Raw genomic sequence first — 19,743 nt, forward strand, 5'->3', positions numbered from 1 at the left:
AATTTCGTTGCCAATAAGATTGTTGTTGAACCCAAATTGACAAGAAACATGAGTCTGGAAAGCAAAATACAGCAGGACCTGAAAGAGGCAATGAAAGCCAAAGACGCTATTGCTTTAAAAGCCATCCGCGAGTTGAAGTCGTTCATTACTTTGGAAAAAACCAAAGAAGGCAATAAAGAAAGCCTGACCGAAGCCGAAGAAATGGCCATTATCAACAAAGCGCTGAAGCAGCACCAGGAAACTTATGAAATGTTCAAACAAAACGGGCGCGAAGAACAGGCACAAGAGGAAGCCGCCATCATAGAAGTGCTCAAGCGCTACTTGCCTGCTCAAATGTCGGCCGCAGAAATAGAAGCCAAAATAAAGGATATTATTGCCCGCACCGGTGCACAAAGCATCAAAGACATGGGCAAAGTGATGGGCGTTGCCACTAAAGAATTGGCCGGACAAGACAACCGCCTGATAGCCGACACCGTCAAGCGTTTGCTTTCTGACCAAAAATAGAGCCTTATGAATTTACTTGATTTGTTTATTGCGCTCCCCATTCTCTGGGGTGCGCACAAAGGGTATCAAAAAGGGTTTTTGTTGTCACTCATTACCTTCTTGGCATTCTTTGTTGCCCTGCTGCTTTCTTTTAAATTCTTTCATGTGACCTTGCAGGTGCTTGCCAACTTTGTGAATGTGTCAGACAGCACCATGCCTTATATCGCCTTTTTCATTACTTTCGGCTTGATGCTCTATGCCATCATGTGGATAGGCAAGCGTTTAAAAAGCACCATAGACAACACACTACTGGGCAGTTTCGACAGCTTGTTGGGCGCCGCGCTGGGCGGCTTGAAATATGCTCTTTTTGTAAGCGCTTTTCTCTGGCTCTTTGGTACATTCAAAACATTTCAAGACAACACACTCGAAGAAAGCCTTTTTTATCCGGTGGTGTCGCCGCTTGCGCCTTATGTGGTAGAACACAGCTCCGAATGGATAAGTAAGGGCAAGGGCATCATTGAGGCATCGAAAGAGATTGTTCAAGAGGCGAAAGAAAAAAAGGAAAACAGTCAGAGTGATACTGCTAATTGACAATTACGACTCTTTTACATACAACCTGGTCGATTACTTTGCCCGCTTGGGCGTGCGCTGCCATGTAGTGCGTAATGACCAACCTCCAGACACCTACGCATCGCTGCCTTTTCAAGGCATTGTGTTATCACCGGGACCGGGTACCCCCCGCCAAGCCGGCTATTTGATGCATGCCATCGAGCGGTTTTACCGGCGGTTCCCTCTTTTGGGCATCTGCCTGGGACACCAAGCCCTGGGCGAGTTTTTTGGTGCCACACTCACACACGCCCACCACCCCATGCACGGCAAAGTGAGCCAAATCACACACCGGGGCTGTGGTCTGTTTGAGGCACTGCCCAACCCTCTTGCGGTTGTACGCTATCATTCGTGGGTGGTTCAAAGCCTGCCGGCCGAGCTACTGCCCACAGCTTACACACTGGATACCCACCAGGAGTTAATGGCATTTCAACACCAAAAACTGCCTGTCTTTGGTGTACAATTTCACCCCGAAGCAGCCCTCAGTCAAGGTGGATTAAAACTATTGAATAATTGGTTAAAACATACAGGCATCACAAAAGCTTACTAACTCAAGTAGAAATTTATTGCCAATTCGTGTTTATATTATAGGATAGTTACTATTTTTAAGCCGGAGTGCATATATTAAAAAGAAACAAACAGTCATGGAACTTCAAGTAAAGAAACAAGGCAAATACACATACATAGATGAGGGGCAGGGCGAAGTCATGTTGTTGCTGCACGGTCTGTTTGGGGCACTCAGCAACTGGAAAGACGTGGTCAACGCTTTCTCTGACCGCTATCGCGTGGTCATCCCCATGATGCCCATCTATGAGCTGTCGCCACGCAAAGCCGGTATTGACTCGCTGACCAAATTCATAGCCCAATTTATCGAAGACTTCGATTTGCATGAGTTGACCCTGCTGGGGAATTCGCTGGGAGGACACATCGCGCTTAACTATACGTTGCACCATCCGGAAAGAGTAAAGCGGCTGGTCTTAACGGGCAGTTCCGGGCTCTTTGAAAACACCATGGGCGGCTCTTATCCCAAGCGAGGCTCTTATGACTACATCAAAGAGCGTGTGGAATACACTTTCTATGAACCGGCTACTGCCACCCCCGAACTGGTGGAAGAAGTATTTAACGTGACCCGAAGCATCCCCAAATGCATGAACATTGTAGCCATTGCCAAATCGGCACAGCGCCACAACATGGCTAAAGACCTGCCCAAGATAAAAGTGCCGACCCTCTTGATTTGGGGGCTAAACGATACCATCACACCACCCCATGTGGCGCATGATTTTGCACGTCTTTTACCAAATGCAGAGCTCAGGTTCATTGACAAGTGTTGTCATGCACCTATGATGGAGCGCCCCGAGAAGTTTAATCGTATTTTAGAACAGTTTTTGCAAAAGAGTAAAGAAACAGCGGTTACATGATAGTCGAAAGCCTTTTACATATTGCCACACCGCATGTGAAACAGCAGGACAGCCCCCAAGCAGCTCGCCAATTAATGGATGAGCTGAAAATGGAGCAATTGCCTGTAGTAGATGCCGAAGGGCAGTATGTAGGCATGCTTACCCGCAAAGCCGTTGAAGAGGCCGGCGCAAGCACCACTATTGAAGACTTGCCCCTCTTGCCGCCACAAGATACTTCCGTGTATAGCTCTCAACATTTTTACAACGTACTGCGCCAAGCCAACAACTATGACCTGCAATGGATAGCAGTAGTGGATGAAGAGCAAAAACTGGTAGGGCTGGTGCGTGTTCAGGATGCCATTAAACAGTTTATAAGCTCCTATGCCATGCAGGAAAAAGGCGCCATCATCTTGCTTTCCATGCCGGCACGCGACTACTCCCTGTCTCATATCAGCCGCCTGGTAGAGGAAAACAACGCCAAGATTATCAGTGTCAATGTGGGCGTAGATGAAAAAGACCCGCAGCAGCTGCTGGTAACCATCAAAATAGACAAGCCCGACGTGAGTCGCATAGTAGCTACGCTCGAGCGCTTCAATTATCATGTGGTAGCTACGTTCCACTCTGCCGAGCTGGCGCAAATAGACCGTTCCCGTCTTGAACTTCTTTTGCGATATTTGGATATTTAGCGCTAACTTTTGGGTATTCAGCAATACTAAGCAATGTAATAAGTGACTTTTATTTGTTAAGTATTTCATTTTCAAAAGGAAATACTTAACTTTGATACAATCGCAGTGAGTTTGTCATTACACATACATGCGTCAATACAAACACTACATATGGCTTTTAGCATGCCTTTTTTGGCTGTCTCCTGTTGTCACTGAGGGGCAGTCGTTGATACTGACAGGCAATGAAGTTCTAATGCAAGACGAGCTGAGTTTTCCACAAGACAGCACGCGGGTGCGGATAAGTCCCAAAAGCGGGAGCAACTACCAAAAAACACCTAAAAGCGCAGGGCAGCAGTTTACGCCGTCGAACTCCATACCTGCCAACAAAGACAAAACATCGCCTTCGCAACAAACCAAACCGGAAAAGCCGGTGCCTGTGTATCCACCCACTATTTCGGCACGTGCTTTCACCGTGCTTACCTCTTTGTTCTTTTGGCTGATACTGACCCTTTGGAAACTGCTTATGTAGTGCAAGGGGCTAAATCACCCGTTGTGCCTTTGGGCCACTGCTTTGCTTACCGCTTTTTTAACAGAAATAACCTGCTTTTGAGCATGCCTTCTATAGACTTGCCCCAAAAGCAGTCTTTTTGTTTTATTCCCGGCATACAAGCCCCTCCTGCTTCATCTACAAAAACATGCCTCGCTTGCGCTTCACGTAATCCAATCTAATCAAAGCAAAAGATGCTACTTTTTCGCCTCTCTGCTAACGCCGATTGACAACCACCATCTCTTTATATCGTTTTTGTTGACCGGACAGGTCAAACACTTCGAACACAATAATGTAATAACCGCTTCTTACGGCCTGACGCTCGTCGTTTTCGCCTTGCCACACGAAACTGCCTTCGGTACTCAACAGCTGGTTCGACACCAAACGGCGTACCAAACGCCCTTGCGCGTCATAAATCATCACATTTGCCACATAGCCATTTTGAGCAAAAGCATAGCGAATCTCCAAAAAATCTTGGATACCGTCTTCATCGGGGGTAAGCATGGGACTGCTCAAACGAATGCCGCCGGTGATGCCCTCTGCCTCAAGACGCTGCGAGTTCGGTTGCGCCGGCGTAGCATAGCCCGCCGTAGAAGCAGCCGAGAACCAGTTGGAAGGCTCGTTGGTGGGCGCATCCACGCGAATGCGCTCCAACGAAACCCCTTCTTTGTCGTCCAAAAGTGCAAAATGGTAATCTTCCGAATAATCGAATTGTTCCCATAACTTCCCGGCAGGATTTAAAAGTAATACGGTGCCTTCATCGTCGTTATAGCCCGGCATGGAGCTTACTTCTGCAAAGCGTTTACCCACAGAAGAAGGGTAGTTTTGCCGTATGTTTTCCGCATTATCCGTTATGGCTATATACTCACCGGGCGGCAGTACCAGCGGGCTTGTAGCAATGGGGGTGGCTCTGTCTATGGCGCCGTTATATAAACGGGCTATTTGCCACCCCTGCAAGTTGATGTACTTGGCAGAACGGTTATAGAGCTCAACAAAATCACTTCCGCCTGTGCGTGGGTTGAAAAGCACTTCATTCAGAATGACATCACCGGAGTCGGCCGCTTCCACCAAACCAAAACCATAAGGCTCGCTGCTAATTAAATTGCCGGCACAGTCCGTAGCACCACTTATGCGAACGGTGTAGGCTTGTCCGGCTTCTAAAAGCCCGCCTAAAACTATTTTCATGCGTTTATTCAACGGGGACAAAGGCTGAAGAGAGGCCACCGCCACCGGAGGCTCCAATATAACGGAAGCATTCAACAGCGATGCCTCATCCATGGGTTCGGAAAATAACACTTCCAGCGTATCTGCATAGAGAGCATAAACCTGTGCGATAGAAGGCGGGGTATTGTCCGGGCGGCTCTCACTTACTGAATTAGGCGCAGCAGGCGTGCCGCCTCTTTCATCTTCTGAGGCGCGCCAGTTGTTGGCCTCACCACAAGGGTTTTGCACATCTATCATTTCCAGCGACCATCCCCCTTCTTTTTTGTCCGGATCTTGATACCAGTTGTCGCTATACTCAACGGCAAAGACAATTTCCCCCGAGGCGTTTTGGATTTGAAGCAACTCACCACCATTGTTCAACGAAGGGAAAGAAGTAACTGCAACGGCACGTCCGTAAGCCGACAGCTCAGCGGCTGCTGACGAAGAGCATAAAATCACATATTCGCCCGGATAAATATTGACGGGGGGCAAGTTCGTTGCCGAAGTGGCATCTTTCAAAACACAGCCGCTTAGACTAATGACAGCGGCGGTAGGGTTATACACTTCCAAATATTCATACTCAGGCAAGCCCACTACGGGCGTAGGGTCTGCCATGATTTCAGTAATCAACAAATCGAAAGCATTGGGCTCTTTTCCCAAGCCAACTGTATAGCTCGTGGGGGAAAGGGCATTGCCACTACAATCGGCTATGTTTTGAATGGTCAGTGTATAGAGTTGCCCTGCCACCAAAGGGGCATCCAGATTAAGCAACACTTCGGCATCGCCGTTTAGTTGAACACTACTGATTCCAATCCCATTACTCAATGCATAGTTTGCTGCATTAGCCAAGGAAGAGGTTTCCATAGGCTCCGAAAAAGAAAGCAACAATGCCACACTTCCTGAGGGTTGCAGGGCAGTCAGTGTGGGCGGCGTGGTATCGGGCGAAGGGTCATAAACAGAATTCTGCGCACCGGGCGTGCCGCCGATGGCTGCCACCGAAGCCCGCCAATTATGAGGACCTGCTCCACAAGGCAGATGAGGGTTGACCTGTTCCAAAGACCATCCGCCATCAGATTTGGCAGGGTCTTGATACCACTCATCCGTATAATTGACGGCGTCAATGAGTGCGCTGCCGGCATCTTGCAGACTCACGGTTTCGCCCCCATTGGTAAGCGCATCGAAAGAGGTCATGCCAATTACATTCGACACCCCGAAAGCAGCCGCATCGGCAGCAGCCGTCAGCAGCACATATTGGCCCTTCTTCAAGATATAAGATGAAGTAGTAATTACCTTGCCATTCAGTGTAAAATTCTGCAAATCAATATTTTTATTGCTCCGGTTGTAGAGCTCCACGTATTCGGCATTTGGTAAGCCTACCACCGGTGTAGGGTCCGCCATGATTTCGTTGATAACAATATCGCCGGGAGCAGCCGCACTTAGTTCCACATACTCGAAAGGCGGTGCCGGCGACGTGCTTACTGCGTTGCTGAGAATATCTTTTACATTCGATACGGTGAGTTGATATTGCTGCCCATCTTGGAAGCTGTTGGCAAAAGTAAGAGTTACCTTGTTGAGGGTGGTGGCATCGAGCGTAGCCGTTGCGGGGGTGCCAATACCATTGTTCACACTGTAGTTGGTTACATCTTCTGCCGAAGTCTGTTCCAATGGTTCGTCAAAGAGTACTTCCAAAGTATTGGCACCCACGGCTGTAGTTTGCACCACCTGCGGCGGCTGATTGTCTATATACACTTGAAAGTCATCGAAGTAATACAAAGTGGCGCGACTTGCGGTACCATATTTACAATACACCCCAAAAAAAGTGGTGGTGGTGTGTGTGTTGTCCACTACTTCGCCTTCTTTCTGATAATTGAAGCCGCCGGTGGGGTCAGCAAAAACCGTCCATTTGCCGGTATTGTCGCGTGTTACTTTAATACGCACTTTGATGTTGCTGCTGAAAGCGGTAATGCCACTCAGTATTTCGGTGTCAACCGCCCCGTCTTGGCGGTACAGCTTAATATAATCGTCTCCGGACTGTCCCAGCTGAATGAAATAACCATTCAAGGCGCCTTCCAAATTGGCTTGGTCGCTTGCCAGGTAAATACGCACAAAGTTTGCCGAGGAAGGGGCAAATTTCAAATCCACCAAGAAAGACCACACCGCCTTATCCATGATAGCAGAGGGTGTGCTTAGGTGTAGAATATCACTGCTGGCAGTTCCGTTGCTGCGCAGCTGTCCATTGTCCACAACAAATAAAGATACATCGCCCGACCAAGCAGGATTGGCTGTAAAGTCACCATCCGAGAAATCATCTTGAAACTGAGCCTGCGCAGACAAACCAATGCAGGCACTTAAAAAAAACAAAAGCCAATATTTACAAAGCGTATTCATACAATTGAAGTTATCAACATTTAAATTTACGCACTTTTCAACAGACAGAAAATTTTGTCGTTCGTGCCTGCTGTTTTTTTGAGGCAATAGAAAATCTTTTTTAAATTACTTTCAAAAGAACAGTTGTAACCCTCTGCTTCATGAAAAAATGTCAGGTAGAACGCGGCATTCTCATTCGTCGCGCATGCAGCAAGCCTGCAGTAGCCATCTGCTACTCTTGCCAACGCTTTATTTGCAAAGAACACACCTCGCAATATGCCGAACTGGTACTTGAGCAAAAAATAGATTTGAACAAGCCCAATAATCAAACCATCGACGGCAACGCCATTTTTTGCCTTGAGTGCGCCGCCAAAGCCCCACAAGAGCAACAACAGCCGGGTGACTCGCCCGTAGAAAAAGAGGTGTACTACAGACGCTACTATGATAGTCATTATGGACCGATTGTGTATTATCATTCGGGACACTACCATGACTACGACAGCAGCGCCGGGCAAGAAGACTACGACACCGATGACACCACAGGGGGCTTTTTTGACAGTTAATCAAGGGCTTCTGTAAAGACATGCAAAGACTGCTTTGGATTACCGAACATTATCCGCCGACCATCGGGGGAATGGCCAATGCCTGTGACCGCATTGTTTACCACCTGCGCGATTTTTTTCACATAGACGTGCTGCACCTTTGCAGGGCTACACAAAGCAAACCACCCTACCGGCCGGCCCATGTGATGGAAGAAGCCGGCGGCAACTGCTATGTGTTTCATGCGCATCGCGATATTGCCCACACGCTCAATTGTGTGTACTTATGGCTGTCTAAACAACACCAAAAGCAGCCCTATGAGGCGCTTGTTGCCTTTGGGGGTTATGCGCCTGTCTTTGCCGTGCCCACCTTTGCCGCACTTTTGGGACTTCCTTATGTACTGCTTCTCAGGGGGAACGACTTCGATGCGGGCTTGTTTCAACCCAAGCGCCGCGACCTTCTACTGACAGCCATAGAGCAGGCCGCCGCTGTCTGCTGTGTAAGCAGCGACAAAGTGCAAAAGATACGTGCCCTGCTTCCGCACAAGCCCGCAGTGTATTATACTCCCAACGGCATTGACACAGCAGAGTGGAAAGCCTATGAACATGACTACCGACTGGCTGCCGACTGGCGAAAAATGCATAGCGAAGGGCGCACGGTCGTTGGATTGTTTGGGCAATTGAAAGAAAAAAAAGGGTTGGACTTTTTTGTGGATAGCTTACAACAAAGTGCATACTCCGATGAAGTGCACCTGTTGTTAATAGGTGATTTGGAAGAAGAAATGCGCCGGCGGCTCACCGGTGCCGGACAACTGCATTATACACACATCCCTTTTGTAGAACGCATGCAGTTGATTCCCTATTATTTGGCATGCGACTGGATGGCTATTCCTTCTTTTTACGACGGCATGCCCAATGTGCTGCTCGAAGCAGCCGCTTTACAACGCCCTGCCATAGGCAGCCAAGTAGCCGGCATAGCCGATTTCATCGAGCACGGGCGCAACGGCTTCCTTTTTGAAGCCGCCAACAGACACAGTTTGTTGGAAGTCTTGCAAACGGCGTTGGAACTACCTGCCAATGAGCGTGAAGCCATGGGCAAAGCCGCTTTTGAAGGCCTGCAAGCAGCCTTCACTGCCCGCCATGAAGCCGGCCGTTATGCCGGAATATTTGAAGAAATCTTGTTTCGCAAAAATGCAGCACAAGGCGCATAAAAAAGCAGGGCTACCTGTTGCGGATAGCCCTGCTCTATTGAACTGCTTTTTGAGTTGCCTGTTACACATCCAGCTTTTTCAAGCTTTCCGGCGTTAAAGGCTTGTTCAAGTATTTTTTTACCGATTTGTAACGCTTCGAGCGGCTTACGTCTTGTGGGTTGATGGAAGAAGTAAGCATTACGATTTTGCAGTGCTCTTTGGTTTTTTCGGAAAGTCCCTCGAACTCATCCAAAAACTGAAAGCCATCCATCAAGGGCATGTCTATGTCCAAGAAGATAAGCTCAGGCAGAACTGCGTCGCCGGCCACATCGGCAATCTTTTCCATATTACGCAAAAACTCAATGGCACTTTTTCCACCGGTATGCGTAAAAATACGCTCGCAGATGCCGGCCGACTCTATGATTTTTTGATTAATGAGATTATCTATCTCATTATCATCGATAAGCATGACGGTTTTATATTTCTTTTCTACAACTTCTGCCATAGTTTATTGCTTTCTGTATTGAACGTTCAAGGGACAATTTAAAAAATATGAATCACTAAAAAAACTTTACGTTATTTTTATGTGCATTTTTCATTGTTATACGTCAAATTTAATGCCTTGTGCCAATGGCAGTGCCGTTCCGTAGTTGATGGTGTTGGTCTGACGACGCATGTAGAACTTCCAGGCGTCGGATCCGGATTCGCGGCCGCCGCCGGTTTCTTTTTCCCCACCAAAAGCACCACCAATTTCAGCACCGGAAGTGCCAATATTGACGTTGGCAATGCCGCAGTCAGAGCCGGCCGCCGACAGGAACAGCTCTGCCTCGCGCAGGTTCTGAGTGAAGATGGCAGACGAAAGCCCCTGTTTTACATCGTTTTGTATTTCAATGGCTTCTTCTACATCGCCTTGGTAGCGAATCAGATACAGAATGGGGGCAAAGGTTTCTTCTTGTACCGTGGCGAAATGGTTCTCTGCCTCTACAATGGCAGGCTTCACATAGTGCCCGTTGCCGTAGGCATCGCCTTTGAGTACTTCACCGCCATAAATCAGCTTTCCGCCTTCTTTTTGCACGTTTTCAAGCGCTTTTACGAAGGCATCCACCGCCTGTTGGTCAATTAGGGGACCCACCAAAACGGAAGGATCCAAGGGGTTGCCTATAGGCAAGCGCTCATAAATTTCAATCAGGCGTTTTTTTACTTCATCATATACCGACTCATGCACAATCAAACGGCGGGTGGTTGTGCAGCGCTGCCCGCAGGTGCCCACTGCGCCGAAGACCGTAGCGCGCACCGCCATCTCTATGTTGGCATTGGGGGTGATGATGATGGCGTTGTTGCCGCCTAATTCAAGCAAGGATTTGCCCAAGCGGGCGGCTACTACTTGTGCCACCTGCTTGCCCATGCGGGTAGAGCCGGTTGCCGAAATCAGGGGAATGCGCGTATCTTCTGCCATCCATTTGCCCACTTCGGCATCGCCAATCACAAGGCTGAAAATACCTTCCGGCAAGTCGTTTTCTTTCAGCACTTCTGCCACAATATGCTGGCAGGCAATGGCGGTTAAGGGAGTCTTTTCGGAAGGCTTCCAAATGCAAACATCGCCACAAACGGCGGCAATCATGGCATTCCAAGACCATACGGCCACCGGAAAGTTGAATGCCGAAATGATGCCTACCAAGCCCAACGGATGATATTGCTCATACATGCGGTGTTCGGGGCGTTCTGAGTGCATGGTGAAGCCATACAGCTGACGCGACAAGCCGGTGGCAAAGTCGCAGATATCAATCATTTCCTGCACTTCGCCCAAACCTTCCTGGTAGATTTTTCCCATTTCGAAAGTTACGAGCTTGCCCAGTGCGTCCTTGTAAAAACGCAGGCGGTCGCCTATTTGACGGACAATCTCGCCACGCTTCGGTGCCGGCACCTTGCGCCACACTTTGAAGGCTTCCTGCGCCTTACGAATCACGGCTTCATAATCTTCGCGCGTAGCTACCTGCACACTGGCAATATACTCTCCATTGATAGGCGTATGTACTTTTATTTCTTTCTTTCCTTCCTGGATGCTTCCCCATTGCTGCCCGGTACTGTAGGCGGGGTTTTGTTGCCGGATGCCCAACTGCTTCAATATGCTCTCCATCTCCCGGGAAAGAGTTGCTACCGTATTCATGGTTCTGTCGTTTTTAAATCAATTTTTAAACAAATGAATGATAGCAAAAGTACAAAAAACTTACAATTCTGCCCTTTAAAAGGGCAACGAAATCGCATATAAATGTCCGCTTTCACAACCGGAAGGTTCAGCATAAAAATGTTATTTTTGGCTTGAGTATCCAACCAACCTTATTGATAGTTATGCTAAACCGAGTTCCGCCCATTACGCTGGCACTGCTGGCAAGCAACTTACTGATGTACTTCGTGTATCACTACACGCCTTTGGGCAATGCGCAGCTGCTGGAGTTATATCCTTTTCAGTCTTCTTTGTTCCGTCCTCATCAGTTGTTCAGCTATATGTTCTTGCATGCCAACTTTTGGCATTTGTTCGGCAATATGTTCGGCTTGTATGTGTTCGGGGCTTTGCTCGAGCAGGTATTGGGCGACAAGCGCTACCTGATTCTTTACCTGGTCTGCGGCATAGGCGCCGGCGTAGCGCAAAACGGGGTGCGTTATTGGGAATACAAAGACTTGCAAAACGATAAAATTGCTTTTTTGAGCGAACCGACACCTGCCCAATTCCGGGCTTACATAGAAGAGCACGTAGGCAAGGAAGAAGAACTCAACCCGGCCTTTGTTGAGTTCATGCATGCCTATGAGCGCAATCCTGAGAACAGCAGCTATATAGCCACGGCCAAGCAGTATGCACGCAGTATTGCACAGCAGCAGAGCGAAGTGCCGACGGTTGGGGCTTCGGGAGCTATTTTCGGCATCATTATGGCTTTTGCGCTGCTGTTTCCCAACTTGCGAATGATGTTGCTCATCCCACCCATCCCTATCAAAGCCAAGTATTTGGCACTGCTGTATGCAGGTTTTGAGTTGTACTCACTCATTCAAAGCAACCCTAATGACAATATAGCTCATTTTGCACACTTAAGTGGGATGATTTTTGCTTACCTACTTATTAAGTACTGGCGTGTGCCACAGTATCATTAGGCACTTTTTTGCTTGCTTTTTGTTCTTACATTAAATAACTACCGGCTATGTTTCGCAATACAGGCACTTCGTTCAACACCTCCGACGCCCTGATAAGATTGATACTTATCAATGTAGGGGTATTTCTGCTGTTGAAAATAGCCTATGTGTTTCTGTGGGCTGCACAGAGCACGCATATCTATCAGTGGTTGGTGTTTCATCTTGCCATGCCGGCCGAGGGCAGCCTGCTACTGCGGCGCCCCTACACCTTGATAACCTACTTCTTTACGCATGAAGGCTTCTGGCATATTTTGTTCAACATGCTGTTTTTGTACTGGTTTGGGCGTATTTTACAAGAGTTTCTGGGCAATCGTCGCTTGGTAGCTTTGTATATATTGGGCGGTTTGGCTGGTGGTGTTTTGTATTTCTTGCTTTACAATGTATTGCCGCCACTTCAAGCAATACGCCCGGTAACCGTGTTGCTGGGCGCGTCGGCAAGTGTATATGCCATTGTGGTAGGGGCTGCTACCTTGCGCCCTACTTACACAGTGCATCTTTTGTTGTTTGGTCCTGTGCAGATACGCTGGATTGCCGTTTTCTTTGTTTTGCTGTCGTTTACAGAAATCGGCAGCGCCAATACAGGCGGCAATTTTGCCCACTTGGGAGGTAGCCTCATGGGCTATCTGTACATCAAAGGACTGCAAAAAGGCACCGACGCGGGCGCATGGATAAGCTTCCTTTTGGATAAGATAAGCCGCTTGTTCAGCCGCAAGCCTCGCTTGAAAGTGCATCGTCCGCCTTTGGAAAAGGTGCGTGCACACAACACTGCCCGTCGTGCCGGTAACGAAGCCCAAGGCACAAGCAGCAGCTTGCAAGATGAAATTGATCGTATCTTAGACAAAATCAGTGAGCAAGGCTACGACAGCCTCACTCCTGAAGAAAAACAAAAGCTGTGGGATGCCAGCCGCAACTTGTAAAAACTAAATCAGGCTTTCAACACCCACAAAGGCAGCTGTGCCATATAAATGAGGTCTTCTATTTTGCTGTGATAGAAAAGCGTTTTCCAGAAAGAGCGCCGGTAATAAGAGAGTGCCAACAAGGCATGGTTGTACGGCTTCATGTAGTCGAGCAAGGCAGGTGCCACCTCCTCGCGGCAAATGTGCTCAAAAATGAGCGGCACACCGGGTAATTGTTCTTTAATCACACTTTGAAAGCCACGGAAAAGCAAGCGTTTTTCAAAACTGTCTTCTTCATCTACGTGAAGAACATGCAGCTGTGCTTGATGCACTTGCGCTATTTGGGCTAAGTCGCACACTATGTCCACATCTTTGGGTCTATAGGCCGTGGCATAGAAAATATGCTCCGGGCGCTCGACAACCGCCCCTTCGGGAATAGCCAAAAAGGGGCACTCTGCCAGTTCCATCAATTCGGCTGCGGTGCTGCCCAACACCCGGTTTTCAATGCTACGGTTACCCTGCGTGCCACTTACAATGCATTGTGCCTGCACTGCTCCGGCTACTTCCAGAACTGTATCTACTACTTTACCGGGTACTACCAAAGCCCGCACTTTGAGAGAAGCGGGCACACCTACCTCGTGGCACAGTTGCTCAATGGCTTTGTGCCCTTTCTCTTCTTCTGCCTGAAAGCGTTCTGCCAAGCGCAACGAAAAGTCGTAGGGCGGCTCAAACACATGCAAGATGGCAATTTCTTGCAGCGAGTGTTCGAAAAGCTTCAGTGCAAAGCGCAAAGCTTGCACCGAGTGGGCTGAGAAGTCAGTGGCAAAAAGAATACGTTCTATATTCATGGCTTGAAAGAGTTGGTATTGATACGCATGGGTATTCCTGCCTGATGCAGGTAGTGTTTAAGTGCCGGAATCTTAATTTCCCCAAAGTGAAAGACACTGGCTGCCAAAGCGGCATCTGCTTTGCCTTCCCGGAATACCTCCAGGAAGTGCTCCTGTGTGCCTGCCCCACCTGAAGCAATTACAGGGATTTTTACGGCTTCGGCAATGAGCTTGGTCACTCGCAGGTCAAAACCGGCTTTTGTTCCGTCGGCATCCATAGATGTCAGCAGGATTTCGCCGGCGCCTAAGTCTTCTACCTGCTTTGCCCAATCAAGGGTGAAGCGCCCGGTTGCTTTTCGTCCCCCATGAGTATGCACTATGTCTTTGCCTTCCACACAGCGGGTATCGATGGCCACCACCACACATTGAGCGCCAAACTCATTGGCCAAGTCGCGTATCAACCGGGGATTTTTTACGGCTGCCGAATTGATGGATACTTTGTCGGCACCGGCATGCAAAAGGGCTGACACGTCTTCTATGCTGCCAATGCCGCCGCCTACGGTAAAGGGAATATTGATTTGCGCAGCCACACGCCGCACCAACTCTACCAATGTTTTGCGCTTTTCTACCGTAGCGGTTATATCAAGAAAAACCAGCTCATCGGCACCTTGTTCGGCGTAAGCCTTGGCTAACTGCACGGGGTCGCCGGCGTCGCGTAAGTCCACAAAGTTGACGCCCTTCACCGTGCGCCCGTCTTTAATGTCCAAGCAGGGAATAATACGTTTAGTAAGCATTGTTTTTTATCAGTTTAGCAAGGTCTGTGAGTTGAATATATCCTTCATAAATGGCTTTGCCTACAATGACACCATACAGCCCGGCTGCCTGCAACTGCAGCAAGTCGCTGATGGAAGCCACTCCACCACTGGCAATGAAGTGCAATTCAGGGCACTGCTGCTGCAAATGGCGGTAAAACTCAACGTTTGTGCCTTGCAAACTGCCGTCGCGGCTAATGTCCGTGCACACTACATAGCGAGCCCCCTGGCGGGCATAGAACTGCAAAAAGTCTTCGGCTGTATGCTTGCTTAGGTCTTGCCACGCATTCACGGCAATTTTTCCATCTTTTATATCGGCACCGATAATCAACTTTTCCGGTCCGAAATCATGCAACCACTCTACGACTGTTTCGGGCTGCTTCACCGCCAAAGAACCAACCGTTACTTGTACGGCGCCGGCAGCAAGCACTCGCTCTATGTCTTCTTTTTTCCGGATGCCACCGCCAAAGTCTATTTGCAGGTGGGTATGCGCGGCAATGCGCTCCAGCACCTCTATATTGACGGGCTGCCCTTGCTTGGCACCGTCCAAATCTACAAGATGCAAATGCGTGATGCCTGCCGCCTCAAACTGACGGGCAGCCTCCAAAGGGTCTTCGTAATATTCGGTTTTTTGATTGTAGTCGCCAAAACGAAGGCGCACACACTTGCCTCCGATAAGGTCAATAGCAGGAATGATTTTCATAGCTGATAACTTTTGATTATGGATGAAATGATAACGACCGCAAGCTATGGCTTGTTGCCGAAAAGCGCAAAGCTTGTAGTCAACGGTCCATTTTTTTTCTTTGGGCGGTTACCTTTTCAGCATTCAATGTATCAACACATAACAAGCATTCAAAAGCGTGCAAGAAGTAGTTTAACTTTCTGTGTGGAAGAGCCTTTCTTTTTAAGGAAGGCTCTTTTTTTGTTCTTTTCAACAGGAAAATAAAGAAAGGAAGGCTGTGGAATACAACCTTCCTCCTAATACAGAGTAGCTCTTTTTCGATAATTAAGCTCCTTTTTTAGAGTTCTTAATTTCTTGTACTTCCTTACGGATGTCGTGAGCCAACTCTTTCAATTGCTGCATGGCTTTACGCAAACGGGTGCCGGCAGCTTGGTTGTCTTTTTCATAGAATTTTTTGGCATCTTCTTCAGCAGCCAAAACGATGTTTTTGAGTTCTTCAAACTTTTTCATACGCTTGTTCTTTTAAGTTTTACAATCGAAAATCGTCCAAATCTACATATAAATTTCATTTTTCCTAATGAAAACTGAAATTTATTACGTTTTTCGATAAAGTTGGTTTATATTTTTTCTGCCTTTTTCCTGTTAAGTATTATAAAGTGCCGGCACTTCGGGCAAGTCATTTTCATGAGCACCTTTGTAAGCGCCCGCTTTCAGCTTCTTGCCTACCTCTTCGAAAGCACGCAGGGTTTCCTCTACGTCTTCGAGGGTGTGGGTAGCCGTAGGTATCAGGCGGAACATAATCACGCCTTTAGGCACCACCGGATAAGCAACTATAGAGCAGAAGATGCCATAGTTTTCACGCAAATCCAGCGCCATGCGGGTAGCTTCATCTTTTCCGCCCTGCAAGAAAACAGGTGTTACCGGCGACTGCGTGTTGCCAATATTGAAGCCACGCTCTTTTAAGCCCGATTGAAGCGCACGCACGATGGTCCAAAGCTTTTCACGCAGTTCGGGCTTGGTTTGCAGCAGCTCCAGGCGTTTCAAAGCGCCTTCTACCAAAGGCATGGGCAGCGCTTTGGCAAAGATTTGCGAGCGCATATTGTATTTCAAATACTCAATCACATGGGCATCGGCAGCCACAAAGGCACCAATGGCAGCCATCGACTTGGCAAAAGTGGCAAAATACAGGTCTATACCATCCTGACAACCTTGTTCTTCACCGGTTCCGGCACCGGTAGCGCCCATGGCACCAAAACCGTGGGCATCGTCCACCATCAGGCGGAAGGGATATTTCTCTTTCAGTGCTACAATCTCTTTCAGCTTTCCTTGGGTGCCTTCCATGCCAAAGACACCTTCGGTAATCACCAGGATGCCGCCGCCGGTCTTTTCTACAATCTTCATGGCGCGCTGCAGCTGCTTCTCCAGCGCTTCTATGTCGTTGTGCGGGAAAACAAAACGTTTGCCCATATGCAAGCGCACGCCATCGATGATGCAGGCATGCGACAGCGAGTCATATACGACCACATCGCGACGGTCCAAGATGGCATCAATGGCAGACATGATGCCCTGATAGCCATAGTTTAGTAGGAATGCATCCTCTTTACCGACAAATTTTGCCAAACGCTGCTCCAACTCCTCATGCAGCGCCGTGTTGCCGGTCATCATACGCGAGCCCATGGGATAAGCCAAGCCCCATTTGGCAGCGGCTTCGGCGTCGGCTTTGCGCACTTCGGGATGGTTTGCCAAGCCCAAATAGTTGTTCAGGCTCCAGGTAAGAACGGTCTTACCGTTGAATTGCATGCGCGGGGCAATTTCACCTTCCAATTTGGGGAAAGTAAAATAGCCATGGGCACGGTCGGAGTGTTGCCCCAAAGGACCTTTATCGATTTCGATTTTTTTGAATAAATCCACAGCTGAACTGTTTTTTTGATTGTGAAACATAAAAAGAAGGCGAGAAAAACTTCTCCGGGACGCCTGCTTATTGATTATTGCCTTGCAAGCGCTGTTTTTCAGCTTTTTCGAGCCAAAGCCCTACGAGCATCGAAACGGTGAGTAGAACGGCAAAAAAGATGATTCCGGTCATAACTTCTTCCTGATTTTTAAATGTGTAGCGCCCAAATTTAAGGCAATTTCACGAAATAAAAAAACAGCCCTACTGGTAATCAGCCGCTTCTATTCAACTCATAAACAATCAACTACAGCGAAAAGCCACTACCAAAACATCATCGGTTTGGGCTTGCCCGCCCCGCCATTCATCGAAGCGCTCTGCCAAAATACGCTCCTGCTCTTCAAAGGGAAGTGTATAGATTTGCCGGATAAGCTCTCTAAACTGCTTGATTTTAAACTTCTTACGATTACCTTTATCGAATTGGTCTATGTAGCCGTCGGTGTGCAGGTAAAAAATCTGCCCGGGTCGCAGTTGCACTACCCGGTTCGTAAACTCTTTTTCTCCGTATAGCCCTCCGGCACCGATTGAGTATTTTGAAGCGGGCAATTCTTCATAGCCATCGTCACTAAGTATATGCATCCGTTGTTTTGCCAAGCTGGCGGTAAGGGTCCCTTCCGCCGGGTTTATCATCAGCAGGGCGATATCCATACCGTCTTTTACCTCGGGGTCATGCTGCTGCAAGGTGGTGGTAATACGACGGTCAAGCTGCGTCAGGATTTCGGCAGGGTCCATCACATTATCTTCATGCAATATCTGGTTTAAGAAGTTGATGCCCATTACGGTCATGAAGCCACCGGGCACACCATGGCCGGTGCAGTCGCTAACAGCCAAGTAAGTGAGTCCATCTTTTTGCGCACACCAGTAAAAATCGCCACTTACGATGTCTTTTGGACGCCAAAAGATGGCGGATTCGGGGAAAAGAGTTTTGAATTGATGCAGGGAAGGGAAAAGGGCTGCTTGAATACGCTGGGCATAACGTATGCTCTCGAGGATTTTGTTGTGTGTGGTTGCCAGCTGTTCGTTTTGCACCTCTATTTCTTCCTTCTGTTCTTTGAGTATGCTGTTCAGTTTGGTTAACTCCTCATTTACTTTGCGGCGCTGCTCTGCTTGTCGCCAAATAAAGAATGCCATCACCAAAGCCAAGAGTGCCATAGCGGCAAAGAGCAATACGGCATAGCGTTGCCGCTGCACGCGCAGCTCTTTGATGGCAAGCTCTTGCTGTGCGCGCTGTTTTTCTATCTCTGCTTTTTCCAGTTCATAACGGGCAGCAATTTGGTTGGCTGTTTCCTGCTGCTCTGCCAGCTGAAGCTCGTCTTTCAAAGCCACCGCTTTTTTGTAATATTCAAGAGCAAGGGCCGCTTGCCCCATTTTTTCATAAGTACGGCTGATGGCTTCGTAGCATTCTTGTTCTATGAACTTTCTGTCTGTTTCTTGTGCCAATGCCAAACTTTTTTTCTGCAACTCAAGCGCTTCGGCATAGTTGCCTTTGTCGAAATACACATAGCTCATGTTGACTAAAGCACTGGCTTCCATGCCATGCAGATCGTTTTGCTCTACTATTTCAAGCGCCCGGTTGAAGTGTGCCAAAGCCTCTTGGTATTGCTTGAGCAGGTAGTATTCATAGCCCATATTGGACAGCGTGTAATACATGCCGGGGGCATAGTTCATTTGTTCACAAAGCTCATAAGCCTTGCGGTAATGTTCAATGGCTTCTTCGTGCTGTCCATTATCGGAATAAGCCACTGCCAAGGTGTTTTCCATGGAAGCCAAGTTGGAAATGTCTTCCAAACGGCTGCACACTTCTATCCCTTGTTCAAGGTATTCTATGCCCTTGGGCAAGTTCTTCATGGTGATATAGGTTTCGCCCAATTGCGAGAGTGTTTCACAGGCATAGGCGTCTTGGCGATTGGCTTCAAAGATGCGCAGTGCTTTTATATACAGGTCGGCCGCCTTGGCGTAGTCGTAGCGCAGAAAGTACACACGCCCGAGATCCAAATACAGCACCCCCAAAGGTATGCTGTCGACAGGCGGTGCTTTTTTCCAAAGCTCCTCCGCTTTTCTGAAGGCTTCCAGTGCCTCGCCATACTCTTCGTGGTTCAAATGGTACTCGCCCTCGTAAAGGTAGGTTTCTGCCAGGCTTGCAGTAGCTTCTTGGTTGAAAAGCTGCGCCCTCCACTGTTCTATCAGGGCAAGAGTAGTAGAGTCTGCCCCTTCTTGAAGGGCTTTTTTTACTTTTTCCCGGTAATTCAACTCTGCTGCCTGCTGTGCCTGCAATGAAGATAAGAGTCCAAAAAGCAACAGAGAAAAAACAAGTGTCAAGCGCATAGTGGTTGGCTTATGGTGTTTCATGAAAAGTATTAGGCATCATTTGTTTTGTATTGTGTAAGTTTACAAAAAA

Annotated in this window: 19 protein-coding genes; 10 read left to right on the forward strand and 9 right to left on the reverse strand. The window is 48.2% G+C overall.

What is annotated here, in order from left to right; all coding sequences use genetic code 11:
* Nucleotides 1–48 precede the first annotated feature (48 nt).
* The 6 genes from QVE43_RS07820 (at nucleotide 49) to QVE43_RS07845 (ending at nucleotide 3,680) form a co-directional block, all read left to right on the forward strand.
* The gene (locus tag QVE43_RS07820) at nucleotides 49–504 is read left to right on the forward strand and encodes a GatB/YqeY domain-containing protein (protein ID WP_038028327.1); all 456 of its coding nucleotides are present in this window, start codon (nucleotides 49–51) and stop codon (nucleotides 502–504) included.
* Nucleotides 505–510: 6 nt separating this feature from the next.
* Entirely contained in the window at nucleotides 511–1,074 is a 564-nt protein-coding gene (locus QVE43_RS07825; RefSeq protein WP_038028325.1) for a CvpA family protein, read from the forward strand.
* Nucleotides 1,058–1,639 carry an aminodeoxychorismate/anthranilate synthase component II gene (locus QVE43_RS07830; RefSeq protein WP_288005823.1) on the forward strand — a complete coding sequence of 194 codons (582 nt, stop codon included), beginning with the start codon at nucleotides 1,058–1,060 and terminating at the stop codon, nucleotides 1,637–1,639. The genes QVE43_RS07825 and QVE43_RS07830 overlap by 17 nt, the downstream gene beginning before the upstream one ends.
* Nucleotides 1,640–1,733: 94 nt before the next feature.
* Nucleotides 1,734–2,507 (forward strand): alpha/beta fold hydrolase, encoded by a 774-nt coding sequence (locus QVE43_RS07835; protein WP_288005826.1) that lies wholly within the window; start codon nucleotides 1,734–1,736, stop codon nucleotides 2,505–2,507.
* On the forward strand, nucleotides 2,504–3,172 hold the full coding sequence (locus tag QVE43_RS07840; protein ID WP_288005828.1) for a CBS domain-containing protein: 669 nt from the start codon (nucleotides 2,504–2,506) through the stop codon (nucleotides 3,170–3,172). Before QVE43_RS07835 ends, QVE43_RS07840 begins: the two co-directional genes overlap by 4 nt.
* A 127-nt stretch (nucleotides 3,173–3,299) precedes the next feature.
* Complete coding sequence (locus tag QVE43_RS07845; protein WP_288005830.1) at nucleotides 3,300–3,680, forward strand: hypothetical protein; 381 nt, start codon at nucleotides 3,300–3,302, stop codon at nucleotides 3,678–3,680.
* Nucleotides 3,681–3,914: 234 nt separating this feature from the next.
* Here the strand turns inward: QVE43_RS07845 and QVE43_RS07850 are convergent, their stop codons facing one another.
* Nucleotides 3,915–7,289 (reverse strand): lamin tail domain-containing protein, encoded by a 3,375-nt coding sequence (locus QVE43_RS07850; RefSeq protein ID WP_288005833.1) that lies wholly within the window; start codon nucleotides 7,287–7,289, stop codon nucleotides 3,915–3,917.
* Between the two features lie 140 nt (nucleotides 7,290–7,429).
* Between QVE43_RS07850 and QVE43_RS07855 the strand changes: the two genes are divergently transcribed.
* Both QVE43_RS07855 and QVE43_RS07860 read left to right on the forward strand, forming a co-directional pair.
* Entirely contained in the window at nucleotides 7,430–7,831 is a 402-nt protein-coding gene (locus QVE43_RS07855; RefSeq protein WP_038028312.1) for a hypothetical protein, read from the forward strand.
* Between the two features lie 20 nt (nucleotides 7,832–7,851).
* Nucleotides 7,852–9,018: a glycosyltransferase gene (locus tag QVE43_RS07860; protein ID WP_288005837.1), complete on the forward strand. Its 1,167-nt coding sequence runs from the start codon at nucleotides 7,852–7,854 to the stop codon at nucleotides 9,016–9,018.
* Between the two features lie 61 nt (nucleotides 9,019–9,079).
* Here the strand turns inward: QVE43_RS07860 and QVE43_RS07865 are convergent, their stop codons facing one another.
* Both QVE43_RS07865 and QVE43_RS07870 read right to left on the reverse strand, forming a co-directional pair.
* Nucleotides 9,080–9,502 (reverse strand): response regulator, encoded by a 423-nt coding sequence (locus tag QVE43_RS07865; RefSeq protein ID WP_038028311.1) that lies wholly within the window; start codon nucleotides 9,500–9,502, stop codon nucleotides 9,080–9,082.
* 96 nt (nucleotides 9,503–9,598) lie between these two features.
* Nucleotides 9,599–11,164: an aldehyde dehydrogenase family protein gene (locus QVE43_RS07870; protein ID WP_051632963.1), complete on the reverse strand. Its 1,566-nt coding sequence runs from the start codon at nucleotides 11,162–11,164 to the stop codon at nucleotides 9,599–9,601.
* A 182-nt stretch (nucleotides 11,165–11,346) separates the two neighbouring features.
* On the opposite strand from QVE43_RS07870, the gene QVE43_RS07875 reads away from it, so the two are divergent.
* Nucleotides 11,347–12,141 carry a rhomboid family intramembrane serine protease gene (locus QVE43_RS07875; protein ID WP_038028914.1) on the forward strand — a complete coding sequence of 265 codons (795 nt, stop codon included), beginning with the start codon at nucleotides 11,347–11,349 and terminating at the stop codon, nucleotides 12,139–12,141.
* Between the two features lie 47 nt (nucleotides 12,142–12,188).
* Nucleotides 12,189–13,097 carry a rhomboid family intramembrane serine protease gene (locus QVE43_RS07880; RefSeq protein WP_038028309.1) on the forward strand — a complete coding sequence of 303 codons (909 nt, stop codon included), beginning with the start codon at nucleotides 12,189–12,191 and terminating at the stop codon, nucleotides 13,095–13,097.
* 8 nt (nucleotides 13,098–13,105) lie between these two features.
* On the opposite strand, the gene QVE43_RS07885 is transcribed toward QVE43_RS07880, so the two are convergent.
* The 6 genes from QVE43_RS07885 to QVE43_RS07910 all read right to left on the reverse strand — a co-directional run bounded on the left by QVE43_RS07885 (nucleotide 13,106) and on the right by QVE43_RS07910 (nucleotide 19,670).
* Complete coding sequence (locus QVE43_RS07885) at nucleotides 13,106–13,924, reverse strand: universal stress protein (protein WP_288005841.1); 819 nt, start codon at nucleotides 13,922–13,924, stop codon at nucleotides 13,106–13,108.
* The gene (gene hisF / locus QVE43_RS07890) at nucleotides 13,921–14,697 is read right to left on the reverse strand and encodes an imidazole glycerol phosphate synthase subunit HisF (protein WP_038028306.1); all 777 of its coding nucleotides are present in this window, start codon (nucleotides 14,695–14,697) and stop codon (nucleotides 13,921–13,923) included. The genes QVE43_RS07885 and hisF overlap by 4 nt, the downstream gene beginning before the upstream one ends.
* Nucleotides 14,687–15,418: a 1-(5-phosphoribosyl)-5-[(5-phosphoribosylamino)methylideneamino]imidazole-4-carboxamide isomerase gene (hisA, locus tag QVE43_RS07895; RefSeq protein ID WP_038028305.1), complete on the reverse strand. Its 732-nt coding sequence runs from the start codon at nucleotides 15,416–15,418 to the stop codon at nucleotides 14,687–14,689. Before hisA ends, hisF begins: the two co-directional genes overlap by 11 nt.
* A 303-nt stretch (nucleotides 15,419–15,721) precedes the next feature.
* Entirely contained in the window at nucleotides 15,722–15,907 is a 186-nt protein-coding gene (locus QVE43_RS07900) for a hypothetical protein (protein ID WP_038028304.1), read from the reverse strand.
* A gap of 132 nt (nucleotides 15,908–16,039) precedes the next feature.
* On the reverse strand, nucleotides 16,040–17,308 hold the full coding sequence (locus QVE43_RS07905) for a pyridoxal phosphate-dependent aminotransferase family protein (protein ID WP_038028913.1): 1,269 nt from the start codon (nucleotides 17,306–17,308) through the stop codon (nucleotides 16,040–16,042).
* A 280-nt stretch (nucleotides 17,309–17,588) separates the two neighbouring features.
* The gene (locus tag QVE43_RS07910; protein WP_288005846.1) at nucleotides 17,589–19,670 is read right to left on the reverse strand and encodes a tetratricopeptide repeat protein; all 2,082 of its coding nucleotides are present in this window, start codon (nucleotides 19,668–19,670) and stop codon (nucleotides 17,589–17,591) included.
* Nucleotides 19,671–19,743 lie beyond the last annotated feature (73 nt).

Origin of the sequence: Thermonema sp., from assembly GCF_026003375.1 — a bacterium.
In the GTDB taxonomy this organism is placed as follows: domain Bacteria; phylum Bacteroidota; class Bacteroidia; order Cytophagales; family Thermonemataceae; genus Thermonema; species Thermonema rossianum.